The organism is Sulfurimonas sp. (assembly GCF_016744025.1).
In the GTDB taxonomy this organism is placed as follows: Bacteria; Campylobacterota; Campylobacteria; order Campylobacterales; family Sulfurimonadaceae; genus Sulfurimonas.
This window is the reverse complement of the sequence record NZ_JADGFC010000003.1, coordinates 1-12,851: the sequence shown is the minus strand read 5'-3', so window position 1 is coordinate 12,851 and position 12,851 is coordinate 1. Positions and strand designations below refer to the sequence as shown.

Genomic DNA, 12,851 nt, shown 5'->3' with positions numbered 1-12,851 from the left:
CTAAATCATTATAATTTCATCAGCACACCATTGTGCGAGTTCTAAGTCGTGTGTGATAAGTAACATTCCCATATCATTTAAAGAACTCATAAGCATATTCATAACTTCTAACTGAATTACATTATCAAGTGCTGATGTTGGTTCATCTAACAATAAAATATCTGGTTTCATTAGCATAGCTCTTAGAATAGAAGCACGTTGAAGCTGTCCACCTGAGAGTTCATGTGGAAGTTTTAATAGTAACTCAGAGTCAAGATTTAAACTTTTCAAATAACTATCTATTGCATCTGTAGATGCTACGTCTTGTATCTGATTTAGTAGTGAGTAACTTGGGTGAAATGAGCTATATGGGTCTTGATAGACCTCAGATGCAGAAGCACATTCTATAGTCCCACTAATTGGTTTTAGGTTTTTAAGTATCAACTCAAAAAGTGTACTTTTACCTGCTCCACTAGCTCCAACTATAGCTTTTATCTCACCTTTTTTTAGAGTAACACTGAGGTTGTCAAAAAGTAAAGCATCTTTACTGTATCCAAAAGATAAATTTTTGACTTCTAAAATATCACTCAATAATTAACTCTTAGTAAGCGCTAAATATGATTTAGTTAGTTCTTTGTATAAAACGTCTGGTTTGATATCACTGTTATCTTCCCAAATATTTTTCATAACAACATTATCTTCTTTGCCGTTCCAAACTTTAATGTAAGAACCATCTTTATAACCATTATCTTGGCGAAATTGATTTAGGACATTTTTACCAACATATAAACGATATAGACTTTCTAAATCTAAACCACTCATTAGAGTTAGGTCAAAAAAGTCTTCGATTAAAGCTTCAAGATTTAAATCATCTTTACTTAAAGATGCAAGCATTATACTTTCAACTTTTTCTATTACCTCATTTTGAGATGCAAATTTTTTATTTTCAACATCAAGAGAAGGAAAACTATCTAAATTAGAAATATTAATAGCTAAATCTTCAATTCCCCCTCTCAAAGTCTGTGAATAATTCTCAATAGCTAAACTGATAATAAAGTGCCATACATCAACAACTTCTATCTGTAAGTTATCCCAGTCAGGTTCTTGGTTTATACTTTTCCAATGCTTCCATGAAAAGCTATCAACCATCTCTGCACATTCCATATAGATGCATCTCTTCCAGTTAATGTCTTTTCCATTTTTTGTAACACCCTTAGTCCATTTATCTCCATTTGTTGCATCATTTAGTTGAGCTTGGAGTTGTAACATCAATAGTATTTTATCCATAGGTAAGTTCTCTTTTTTGTAAATTAATTCACTTATTTTATCTAATATGCTAGAATTCCCTACTTAAAAAGAGAGATTTATGAAAAGAATTAACTGTAGAAGATGCCAGTATTACTTTGTAACATGGGAAAAAGACAAACCACATGGGTGTAAAGCGTATGGATTTAAATCACTTCAAATACCATCTATAGTAGTTTTTCAAAGCAGCGGAACTGATTGTTCTATGTTTGCACAAAAGGTGAGTGCAAAATAATCTTTTTTCCAAAAACAAGATTATTATCTGTCATTTTTAGATAATCAATCTTTATCTGCCAGAGTTTTGGATTCATAGCAAGGGCATAAGGAAATGTCTTAAAATAGAGTTTTTTTAACATTTTTTCTTCTAAGAATGAAAACCTACCTCTAAACTGCAAACCCTGAATCTTACCAATTGTTTTAGTTTCTAAAACAATACTACCAGCGATATTTGGATTTTGTAAAATATGCTCTATATGTGTAGTCTCTTCACTACTTGCAACTACAAAAGAGACTTCATTTTCATCAAAAGCATAAAAGAGGTTACAAACACTAAGCTCTGAGTTGCAAGAAGTTGCGAGACTTAAAACATGATGCTTATTTATAAAGTTTACTATTTTTTCTAAATCGTCCCTCATGACTTAAGATAAAAACATAAAGTTTTCTAAACCTTCTGCATCTGTTATATTTCTTTTAGCTAACATCATCTGTCCTATATCATCATTTGAGAGCATTTCATACAAGTCACTTGTGCTGTTCATCTTATAATAACTTCGTATGAAGTCTATAGCTACTTTTAGTTTATCTTCTTGAGAACTAAACTTTCTAAATTCTTTATATTCATTCCAATCAAATGTTGCCAATACTATTTCCTATATATAATTACTTTGGATATTTTAGCGAAAGTGCTCGGTCTAAGCGCTTAATTACTTCAAGCATCTTTGTAGTAGAAACTGCAAAGTTAAGTCTCATAAAACCACTTCCCTCTTTACCAAAACTAAGACCTACAGTGAGTCCAAGCTTTGCATCTTGAGTGAAAAACTTTCTAAGTTTACTACTACTTAGATTCATACCTTTACAATCTAACCAAGCTAGATAGGTTGCTTCAATCGGTATAACTTTTATCTTATCATCATACTTTTGACAAAGTGTATTTAGCATTTTAAAGTTACTCATTAGATGCAGCTTTAAATCATCCAACCACTCTTTTCCATCTCTATACGCTACTTCAAAAGCGACATGACTCAAAACAGAGCCTTGTGCAAAATGAACACGGGTATAAGATTTTAAAAATTTCTCTCTTAGTTGTTTATTTGGGATAGCAACACTACTCATAGCAAAACCAGCCATATTAAAAGTCTTACCAACACCGATAGCAGTTACTGTTATATCCCTAGCTTCTTTACTCAAAGATGCAAAAGGAATATGTTTGTTTGGAGCATAAACTAAGTCTGAGTGGATTTCATCACTAAAGACAACAATATTGTGCTCTAAACATATCTCTAAAATCTCTTCAAGTTCTTCTCTCTTCCAAACTCTTCCTACTGGGTTGTGAGGCGAACAAAGAAGAAGCAATTTTGTTTTTTCATCTATTTTAGATTTTAAATCCTCTATATCAAAAACATAGATACCATCTTCATTTTGTTTTAAAGGATTTCTCAATAATTCTCTGTCATTTTCTTTTACACTATAAAAAAATGGAGGATATACAGGAGCTTGAACAATAACCTTATCTCCTACATCACTAAAAGCATCTATTGCAAGACTCATAGATGCAACGACTGAGTGAGAGTAAAGCATATCTTCAAGCTCAAACTTAACACCGTGCTCACTCTTCATCCACTCTATCTGAGCTTGGAATGCCTCAGTAGGAACTTCTTCATAACCGACGATGGAGTGTTCAAGTCTTTTTTTGACTGCATCTATTACAAAATCAGGAGTATCTATATCCATATCTGCAACCCACACAGGTAAGACATCCTCAGTTCCAAATAACTCTTCTCTTAAAGTGTACTTTTCTGCATTTGTGTCTTTTCTGCAATCATGTGTTGAAAAATCGTAACTCATTTTTTATCTCTCTTTAATATTTTTTATATTCATAATACTGATAGCTCTCTTATTTTCTCAAACCAACTTTTTATTTCATCAAAAGAATCCAACTCTTCTAGAAGATCCTTTGTTATCTGCTTTGATAATTTTTCATTTAAAATATTTTTTATTGATTTTTTATCTATATTTTTTGATTTATTATGTATAAAGGATGGTATATCCTCTACATTCCAATCACTTATACTTGACATATCAATATTAAATTCTTTTTCTATCAATGACTTATGTATATAATTCTCTAACTCTCTCTTCTTTGTTAAAAAGCCTATTGATTTATTATCTCTATTATTAACTTTTTCGCAATATTGTTTATATTGGTTGGTACTTTTTGAACCAATATCACTATCATAAATATGTATTTCCATAATATTTGAATCATTTAAATGATGGTTGTCAATCCACTTCTTTAATCTGCTTCCACCTAAATCCATAATAGAAATATTATTCTCTTTTAAATCGATTATTTCTTTCAAATCTTCTATATTTTGGTTTATATTTTTTAAAAATGATATATCGTTTTCACCTTCTACACAAACAATTAGTTTACTTTTCATTATAACAGTAGTATTGAAAAGAATTATTTCTTTAGGTAGTTCCTTTTTAACAAACGGTATATAATCTTTGGGTATTTTAGCATCTAGTTCTAGCAATTTAATTGTATTTTTTGTTTGCGTATAACCATATATTAAAATTTGATAATCAAACAAACTTTTTATTGGATTATTCATTTTTTTATAATAATTTTCATATTCATCTAAGGCATGAGTATATTTTTGTATTTTATACTCATCATCTTTAAATTTTGTGAGATAAGCACTTAACATATTAATAAGATACAAATTATTGAACTCTTTATTCAACAGCTTTCTTAACATTTCATATGTTTTATATGGCTCTTCTTCAAACCATACAATAGCATGTACAAAAGATTGATAATTTTCATATCTTGTTTGTGTTGATTCTACTCCCCAATTTTTATCATTTATCTCTTTTATTCTTTTTGTATACTCATTTAATTTTATATGTTTTTGTTCTCTATCTAAATTACTATCAAAATATATATCTAGTAGCTCTCTTTTGCATATTACTTCTTCATACTCTTTTTTTCTAGATGGATGACCTTTAGTTGCGACATTTTTTTTATAAATATTAAACAAATCACTATTTAATTCTTTGAGCTCTTCATAAACAGAAGCATACATCATAGAATCTTCTAAATCTTTCAAGTATGGAATACTTTCGCTATTGAGATTTTTAGTTATATTATCAAGCTCTTCTTTTATTTTTGTTTTTCTTGACTCAACTAAAGTGTAATTATATAACTGTAAAAAATGCTTAATATTTTTCTTTTTATAAAATGCAGTTGTAAACTCACCAAATAAATAATCATTAAAACTATTTAAAATCTCTAAAAAATCATCTAAAAGTCTATTATCTTGCCAATCAGCAAATACTCCGCTTCTCTCTTCTATTCCTATTTTAATAGCTAGCTTATTTATATACTCAGCCACTATAGGATCTTCTGTTTCTTTATATATTCTCATTAATATTTTAAGATAAAATTCTGATATTTTTCGAGGCATATAAATATCGTTACTATTTAGTTGCTCTTTTATCTTTACAATATCTAAAAGATTTAACCAGTTTTCTTTTTCTTTTGAAAGTGTAAATATCAACCCAAAATTCACTCTTTCTAATATCTCATCATTTATATAAAACTTATCTTCATTGGTCGCTATATCTATGCATTTTTTTATATTATCTAAAATTACAACCGTTATATTATCTATTAAATTACTGTAATCATTATCTGTAACTTTTTGTTTTATATCTAACTGTTCTAAATACCAAGATAATAAAAAATAATCCGTAGAATCAAATTCATCTTGTATTACAAATTTTTCTAATTGTTTATTAACAATGTCTTCTATTATCAAATGAAACAGATATTTTTTTTCATATTCTGATGTTGCAATCTCTATAATGCTTATTTTTTCTAACACTCTTTTTAGAGTATAGGTTGCTTTGTTTTGATGTTTTTTAGTTAATTCACCAATGTGTTCACTAACTAAATAGTTTAATAAATTATAAATAAGCTTACTAAAACTATCTTTATATTGTTCATATTTATAATGTTCAAAAAATATATCAATCAGTTGATTAGCTAGCATCTCTTGCCATTGTTTTATATAATCAGTTTCAATCTGCTTCGGAGAAGAATTAATATTATATAAGTTAAGAAAACCATAAATTGAATATTCTCTTTGTGTCAAAAGATATGAATTAAATTTTATGCTATTGCTTGTCAATATATTTCCCATTATCACATAATCATTAGCACACTCTTTAAGAATTTTATTAATTCTTTCATAACTTTTTTTATATGGATTGTGTGTTTCTAAATTGATTAAAGTATGAAGAAGGTTAACAATAAGACTTGAACCAACATAATAAGTATACTCACGATATTTATCTTCTTTAAAAAAATAAAACAATTCATATATTGAATTAAAATCTTTGGATACTTTTTCGATACTAGAATATCTAATTCTTGTATTTTTATTTAAATCTATCCTTTTTAAAGCTTCTAACCATTCTGTAGATGAAAGTTGATTTTGTATAATATATTCTGTTGCATTATCTAAAAAATGATTTTTTATATCATCATTTTCAAAAGAGAGACTAAACCAGTCATGATAATTATGCCTTGGCAGCTTATTTTTTATAATATCAAGAAATTTTTCAAATGCCTCATCTTTAAATTGATAATATAAAGTAGCATATAATTCACTACTCAAAGCACTTATATCGTGCCATGGATATTCTAAAAAATCATTATGTAACTCTAACTCCACTTTATGTTTTTTATTAAAAGCTTTTATTTGGGCAGAGACATCAGAGATACCAATCTTAACTAATATTGATGAAAACTCTTTAAGTATTTCATCATTAAAGCTATATTCTTGTTTTTTATTATAATCTTCTTTATACAGAGATAATTTTTTTTCTAAATCTACTGAAAGTTCATTTAAATAATTTTGATTTACCATTATTAATTATTTTTTCTTCCAAACACTAACTTGTGAAATAGTATGCTGATACTTTCTAGCTGTCTCTTTAATCACAAAATCCAAATCTTGTACATGAAGGAGTTCAAACTTTTTATCTAAAACAGCTTTTAAAGAATCAAGAGTTTTAACCTCAACTCCATTTGTATCTACATAGCCTCCAAGCCACAACTCTTTTGCAGTTGAACTCTCTTGCCAAGTGTATGGTGATGTAATTATAAGGACTCCATCATCATTTAGTCTCTCATCTATAGTGTCTAAAAATAGTCTAGGATTATAGAGTCTGTCTATCAGATTTGTTGCAATAACTAAATCATAAGAGTTAAAATTTGGCTTTAGATTACAAGCATCACCTTGCCAAAAAGAGACCTTGTCTGTTAAGTTCTCATAACCTAATTCTTCAATACTGACGCACTTATTGCTAAAAAGGCTACCTTCTTCAGATGAACGAAACTTTATCTCTCCCACTTCTTTTAGCTTCGCTCCAACTTGAACAAATCTTACTGAAAAGTCGATTCCTTCAACTTCATCAAAATCTTTTGCAAGCTCATACGTAGCTCTACCTGTTGCACAACCAAGATCAAGCGCCTTGCCTTTTTTGATTGCAAACTTAGATGCTATCTTTGCACACTCTATTGCAAAGTTTTCTACTCCAAAGTGCGTATCTCCATACTGAAACTCACAGTACTGAGAAACAAGTTCATCACTCTCATAAATGTCAATTTCTTCATCACTTATATTTTGTGAGATAACATATCTAAAACCTGCATTTTGAGGAAAGTGTTTTCTAAAAGCGTAACGAGAATGCTTCATAATCAAGTTTCCACTACTTGCCCAAGAAGAACCTAGTATAAGAGAGTGTTTATCATCAAATGTTGGAACTGAAAAATCATCATAAGCTGGATGTATCTCAAAACCTTCAAATCCTCTAATGGGCGTTCTACTCCACTGCCAAACATTTCCTACCACATCATAGATGCCATTAAAACTAAACTCATTTACAGGACATGCACTAGCATAGTGATAGAAGTTAAGATTTGCTCTACTCTCATGAAAATTCGGAAGATCTTGTAGTCTTGATTGATTGTATATTGCTCTATGTTCAGCCTCACTTGGAAGAGAATAAGTAACACCATCTTTTTGACTTTTGTATCTACAGAATGCTTCGGCTTCGAGTGCATTAACATCAACTGGCCAATCTAGTGGCATATCTATAATCGCACTCAATGCTCTATACTTATACTCTGCATCTTCTAAAATCCAAAAAGAAGGGTGTATTGCTCTTGAACTTTTTAAAAAATCAATACCCTCTTCATCCCATAAATCTTCATTTATATATCCACCATCTTTGACAAACTCCATAAATTCGCCATTACTAACAAGATACTTCGATGTTTTAAACTCTTTAACATCCTCTGCATAAGTTCCATACTCGTTATCCCAGCCATAAAGATGATGTTCTTTACTCTTGCCTAGTTCTATATGAGCAGTTTTTATATTTAGCATCTCATTTGTAGGAGCTTGTGAACTGTGAGGACAAAGATTAAATGCCTCAATCTCTTTTACAAATTCTATTGGCATCTGTCTATGAAGTGCAAGCGAAGTCTCTACATGAATTCTTTCATGCTCGATTCCCATAATGATTACCCACATATCAGAGTCTTGTGCTACTGGTAGAGTTAGAGGAAGAGTCATTATCAACTCATTGACCATCTCTCTTACCTTTGCTCTATACTCTCTAACTTCATCAACACTTGGCCATGCATAGTTCTTAGCATCTATATCATCCCAAGACATCTCATCCACACCTACAGCAAAGATAGACTCAAAAGAAGCATCTACTCTTTCTTTTATAATTTTCATATTTATTAGTTTATTTACAAAGAAAGTTGCAGTATGGCCAAAATAAAATATCATAGGATGACGAGTCAGTTCTGATTTTTTATAAAATACATCATCAGTTTTAAGTAGTTCAAATACTTTTTCATAGAGAGTAAAAGTGTTGTTAAAATACTCTTTTATCTCTTGTCTCTTTTTTTGTATATCATTTCCATCAATAGGTACAGGGTACATGCTAAGGTTACTCAAATGAAGCCTTTAAGTTTTAATTACCCTATTGTATCAAAAGGCTTCTTTTAAAAATCAAAGTTATTTAAATAGATTTCTAGAGTAAAACATTCTAAAGTTGTATTTTTTTTTCTTTTAATTTAGAGATTATTGCTTCAATCTGTCTTCTGTGAATAAATGTATGCATAAACATAAATGCACTCCATTCAAAGTTATTAAACTCAACAAACCATGGATGTTTTTTAGTCATCGAGGAGTGCTTTTTAGGAAGTTTGTTTATAAAAGATTCATATGTCTTCATAAATTTTGTAAATGAAATAATAGAATTTTGTGCATTTTCATATGCTTTTACACTCTCAATTGTAATATCTTGTTTCATCTCTTCTTCTTTTGACAAAGTACTTATAACTTTCATTATTCCTAATCCAGTAATATTTAAATGTTCTAAAACCATATTCACAGAGTAGCGTCTACTATCATCTTCTATAGCAAAGACTCTATCTATTATCATTTGTTCTTGTAGACTTTGTTTATCTACACTAGAGACTAATTTTGAAATAAGTCTAACTTCTCTTTTTAAGAGATACAAAGCTATATCCCAAGTAAAAAATATTCTAACAGCTGGTACTAAAATATTTTTAATAAATAAACGCTCAATGTTTGGAAGTCCTGCTCCAGGTTTTTCAAGTTTCATATGTATCTCCTGTGTAAATATAGTTTAACAAATATAAAATATAACTTAAATTTAGAGTAATTACTCTAATTATTAACTATTTAATAGAGTAATTACTCAGACTATGTTATTATCAGTATATGAAAGAGAAGAAAATATCTATAACAAAAGAAAAAATCAAAAGATCTGCAATAGAACTTTTTAACACTAAAGAAACATTATCTATTACTACTAATCATATAGCAAAACATGCTGGCATCTCTTCTGGAAATCTTTATTATCATTATAAAAATAAAGAAGAAATAATAAGAGAAATATATACAGAAATGTCTTCAACATTTGTATCTTTTAATAGTTTTGAAAAAATAGCTACTAGTGAGAATCCTCTTAAAGAATTGTCATTAATGTTTGATATATATGGTGAACTATTTTGGAGTTATAGATTTTTAATGAGAGATTCTGCGGTATTAATGGCAATGGATTCAGAACTAAAAACAATGTTCTCAAAAAACCAAGAAAAAAGAATATCTCAAATCGATGGTTTACTAAGATATCTTATAAGCCAAGATATCTTAGAAGGAATACCAAATGATGAAATACCAATAAGGGCAAAATTGCATTGGTTCATATCGGCTTATTGGCAAGTGTTTACCTCTTCAAGTAGTGAAATTACAAAAGACTCTATAAAAGAGGCAAAAGATATAATATTTAAAATACATATTTATCCTTTTCTTTCTGATAAAGGAAAGAACTTAGTAAATCAATAATCTTGAATTAGGATATAATTTTTTATGAATTTAAATAAAAATCTTATATTAAATAATTTTCCAAACTTAACTCATGCATTTACTACTAAGGATGGAGGAGTTAGTAAATCTCCATTTACTTCTTTAAATCTTGCCTTTCATGTAGAAGATAGTCTTAATGATGTTATTAAAAATCACGATAAGCTTGCATCTAAGCTAAACTACGAGAGAAGAACACTAGTTCATATGAAGCAGATACACTCAGATGCAGTGCATATAGTAAGTGATATAGATAACTTTGATAATCCACCTACTTGTGATGCTCTTATTACTGATAAAACAAATGTTCCTCTTATGGTTATGGTTGCAGATTGTAGTCCTATCCTATTTTACGATTCAAAAAAAGAAGTTATTGCAGTTGCTCATGCTGGAAGACAAGGTGCTTTTAAAAACATAGTTCAAAATGTTATTAACTCCTTTGTAAATATATACGGCTCAGATGCCAAAGATATATCAGCAAGTGTTGGAGCAAGCATAGGAGTTTGTTGTTATGAAGTCGGAGCTGAGATTTATGATGAAGCAAAAGAGTTAGGTTTAAAATACTCAATGCAAAAAAGAGAAGATAGTTTTTATCTTGATGTAAGTGCAATATTAAAAACTCAACTCTTGGCATCTGGAATCAAAAAAGAGAATATTGAGATTTCTAAAGAGTGTAGTTGTTGCAAAAATGAGAAATATTTCTCTTACAGAGCAGATGCAAATACTGGAAGATTTGCCGGTATATTAATGATGAAGGAATAAACAATGGATATATTTTTACAAGAAGCGATAAAAGAAGCAAAAAAAGGTTTAGATGAGGGTGGAATTCCAATAGGTTCTGTACTTGTAATAGACGATAAAATAGTTGGACAAGGTCACAATAGACGTGTTCAAAACTCAAGTAGCATCTTACATGCTGAAATGGACTGTTTAGAAAATGCAGGACGACTTAAAGCAAGTGATTATAAAAGAGCAACTATATACTCAACTCTATCTCCGTGTGATATGTGTAGTGGAGCAATACTTTTATATGGAATCAAAAGAGTCATAATCGGAGAAAACAAAACCTTTAAAGGCCCAGAAGAGTATGTTAGATCAAGAGGTATAGAAGTTGAAGTTGTCAACAACAAAGAGTGTTGCCAGATAATGGAATCTTTTATACAAACTTCTCCAGAGCTATGGAATGAAGATATAGGTAAATAAAAAATACTGCTAAAGGTTAATACTATGGGAATACATATACATCATAATAAGCTTGCTGACTTAAGAGAAAAAATAATATCACGAAAAAAACAGATTGAACGTCTATCTGATACTACTGGTCAAGCAAAAAAGATATTTGAAGATTACATTCAACCTATTATGAATATCTATCAGCCTATTATTTCGCCATTAGCTAGTCACAATACTAATCTATTTTATAGGGCACGTAAATGTTTAGATGATGAGCCTTTTAGCCATGTTAAAGACTTATACAATCCACCAAACCCATCAGGAAGAGCATTTTCATCTGTAAGCAAACCAACATTATATGGATCATCTTCTATGCAAACTAGTTTGGCAGAAATAGAAGTAAAAATAGGAGACTTAGTAAATATTGCAATTTTTGATTACACTCAAATAATGAAAGATGACTTTTGGTTTGTTGGACAACTTGGAATATTTTATAAATCACAAGAAGAGACTAGATATCTAGAAAATGTAAGTATTTTACATAAACTATTTAATAATGAAGAAGACGTTCTTATATCACTTGTGTTTAAAGACTTGCTTATCAATGAAATATTCTCAACTCTCTCATCTGATGAAGATAGATATGAACTAAATCAGTTTTTAATTGAAAATATTGAAAACTCAATTTCAAAAGACAGAAGATTTAATGGGGTTTTATTTATTAGTACAAAAGACGCGCCAGGTGTAAATTTTGCGATATACGGAGAAGCTATAAAAGATTTAAAACTTAGTAAAGTCAACTTAATTAAGATAACTAGTATAGATGATTATGGATGTATTGGGTATAAGCATCTACAAAGTTTGTCTTCTAAAGATGGTAATTTAAATTGGAATAAAAATATTTAAGAAATATAAATTAACTTTTATCTTTTAGTTTTTCTAGCTATTTTAATTACCTGTGACAACTCTTTTGTTTGTAAATCATACCCTTCTATAAAATACAACTTATCAACAGCTTTAAAAGAGTCTGAACTTTCAACAGATCGATCATATATTTCTGCAGCTGTTTTATCAAAGCATTCATAAGGATTACCATCCATATCTTGCCCTCTTGCGTAACTTCTGCCTATTCTAATATCTATTAAGCGATTATGTACTTCAACTTTGATTTTTTCTTTTTTCTTAAATAGCTTAAACAATTTGTGCCTTTAATTTGTAACATAATTTTTAGTAGTATTTATGGTCTCCCTACGTGGACTCGAACCACGAGCTATCCCTTAGGAGGGGACTGCTTTATCCAGTTAAGCGATAAGGAGATATGTTACATTAAATCAATGCCGTGAGTGTCATTAATTTAATCTACATTTGTTTTAGTTTGAGAGGATTATCTACTTAGTTTGAAGATAAGTATTTTTTTGCAACTTCTACATTTAGTCCAGCTTTACTAGAAGCTATTTCAATGTTTTCATGGTTATCTAATAATCTTAAAAGTACTTTTACTCTTTGATTCTGATTTACATTTTTGATTGGCATGTGTTTTCCTTTTTGTTTTTAATTCGCCAATTCTAAAATCAAGTGCAATTTTTTGAAAGTAAGTCGCCAATTCTAAAATCAAGTGCAATTTTTTGAAAGTAAGTTGAAAGATAGGATTAATCGATAATCTGCTAATCTTATTCGACCAAAAACAAAGAAGTA

At 29.4% G+C, this 12,851-nt stretch carries 15 protein-coding genes and 1 tRNA gene; 5 read left to right on the top strand and 11 right to left on the bottom strand.

The features are described 5' to 3' along the window. Entirely contained in the window at positions 1–570 is a 570-nt protein-coding gene (locus tag QZZ48_RS01155) for an ATP-binding cassette domain-containing protein (RefSeq protein ID WP_294960901.1), read from the bottom strand. A gap of 3 nt (positions 571–573) precedes the next feature. Next, positions 574–1,266 (bottom strand): dUTP diphosphatase, encoded by a 693-nt coding sequence (locus QZZ48_RS01150; protein ID WP_294960899.1) that lies wholly within the window; start codon positions 1,264–1,266, stop codon positions 574–576. Between the two features lie 79 nt (positions 1,267–1,345). Here QZZ48_RS01150 and QZZ48_RS01145 point away from each other — a divergent pair, with 79 nt between their 5' ends. Continuing rightward, positions 1,346–1,519, top strand: a complete 174-nt coding sequence (locus QZZ48_RS01145) for a uracil-DNA glycosylase (protein WP_294960896.1) — start codon at positions 1,346–1,348, stop codon at positions 1,517–1,519. Here the strand turns inward: QZZ48_RS01145 and QZZ48_RS01140 are convergent. The 6 genes from QZZ48_RS01140 to QZZ48_RS01115 form a co-directional block, all read right to left on the bottom strand. Then, complete coding sequence (locus tag QZZ48_RS01140) at positions 1,488–1,919, bottom strand: pyridoxamine 5'-phosphate oxidase family protein (RefSeq protein WP_294960893.1); 432 nt, start codon at positions 1,917–1,919, stop codon at positions 1,488–1,490. The two genes, QZZ48_RS01145 and QZZ48_RS01140, sit on opposite strands and share 32 nt — an antisense overlap. Before the next feature lie 3 nt (positions 1,920–1,922). Further along, complete coding sequence (locus QZZ48_RS01135) at positions 1,923–2,144, bottom strand: hypothetical protein (protein ID WP_294960890.1); 222 nt, start codon at positions 2,142–2,144, stop codon at positions 1,923–1,925. Between the two features lie 19 nt (positions 2,145–2,163). Beyond that, a complete protein-coding gene (locus QZZ48_RS01130; protein ID WP_294960887.1) occupies positions 2,164–3,348 on the bottom strand; it encodes a PatB family C-S lyase in 1,185 nt (394 codons plus the stop codon). A gap of 29 nt (positions 3,349–3,377) precedes the next feature. Continuing rightward, positions 3,378–6,440, bottom strand: coding sequence for a hypothetical protein (locus QZZ48_RS01125; protein WP_294960884.1), 3,063 nt, complete (start codon positions 6,438–6,440; stop codon positions 3,378–3,380). A gap of 6 nt (positions 6,441–6,446) precedes the next feature. After that, a complete protein-coding gene (gene ovoA / locus QZZ48_RS01120) occupies positions 6,447–8,546 on the bottom strand; it encodes a 5-histidylcysteine sulfoxide synthase (protein ID WP_294960882.1) in 2,100 nt (699 codons plus the stop codon). A 91-nt stretch (positions 8,547–8,637) separates the two neighbouring features. Continuing rightward, positions 8,638–9,219 carry a hypothetical protein gene (locus QZZ48_RS01115; protein WP_294960879.1) on the bottom strand — a complete coding sequence of 194 codons (582 nt, stop codon included), beginning with the start codon at positions 9,217–9,219 and terminating at the stop codon, positions 8,638–8,640. Positions 9,220–9,338: 119 nt separating this feature from the next. On the opposite strand from QZZ48_RS01115, the gene QZZ48_RS01110 reads away from it, so the two are divergent. The 4 genes from QZZ48_RS01110 to QZZ48_RS01095 are packed head-to-tail and all read left to right on the top strand — an operon-like array spanning position 9,339 to position 12,062. Next, positions 9,339–9,965, top strand: a complete 627-nt coding sequence (locus QZZ48_RS01110) for a TetR/AcrR family transcriptional regulator (RefSeq protein WP_294960878.1) — start codon at positions 9,339–9,341, stop codon at positions 9,963–9,965. Positions 9,966–9,989: 24 nt separating this feature from the next. Next, a complete protein-coding gene (pgeF, locus tag QZZ48_RS01105) occupies positions 9,990–10,745 on the top strand; it encodes a peptidoglycan editing factor PgeF (protein ID WP_294960875.1) in 756 nt (251 codons plus the stop codon). 3 nt (positions 10,746–10,748) lie between these two features. Beyond that, positions 10,749–11,186 (top strand): nucleoside deaminase, encoded by a 438-nt coding sequence (locus QZZ48_RS01100; RefSeq protein ID WP_294960873.1) that lies wholly within the window; start codon positions 10,749–10,751, stop codon positions 11,184–11,186. Positions 11,187–11,210: 24 nt separating this feature from the next. Further along, positions 11,211–12,062 carry an RES domain-containing protein gene (locus tag QZZ48_RS01095; RefSeq protein WP_294960871.1) on the top strand — a complete coding sequence of 284 codons (852 nt, stop codon included), beginning with the start codon at positions 11,211–11,213 and terminating at the stop codon, positions 12,060–12,062. A gap of 17 nt (positions 12,063–12,079) precedes the next feature. Here QZZ48_RS01095 and QZZ48_RS01090 read toward each other — a convergent pair whose 3' ends face one another. The 3 genes from QZZ48_RS01090 to QZZ48_RS01080 all read right to left on the bottom strand — a co-directional run bounded on the left by QZZ48_RS01090 (position 12,080) and on the right by QZZ48_RS01080 (position 12,689). Further along, the gene (locus QZZ48_RS01090; protein ID WP_294960869.1) at positions 12,080–12,355 is read right to left on the bottom strand and encodes a hypothetical protein; all 276 of its coding nucleotides are present in this window, start codon (positions 12,353–12,355) and stop codon (positions 12,080–12,082) included. A gap of 41 nt (positions 12,356–12,396) precedes the next feature. Beyond that, positions 12,397–12,472: transfer RNA gene (locus QZZ48_RS01085), tRNA-Arg, on the bottom strand. A gap of 76 nt (positions 12,473–12,548) precedes the next feature. Continuing rightward, complete coding sequence (locus tag QZZ48_RS01080; RefSeq protein ID WP_294960866.1) at positions 12,549–12,689, bottom strand: hypothetical protein; 141 nt, start codon at positions 12,687–12,689, stop codon at positions 12,549–12,551. Positions 12,690–12,851 lie beyond the last annotated feature (162 nt).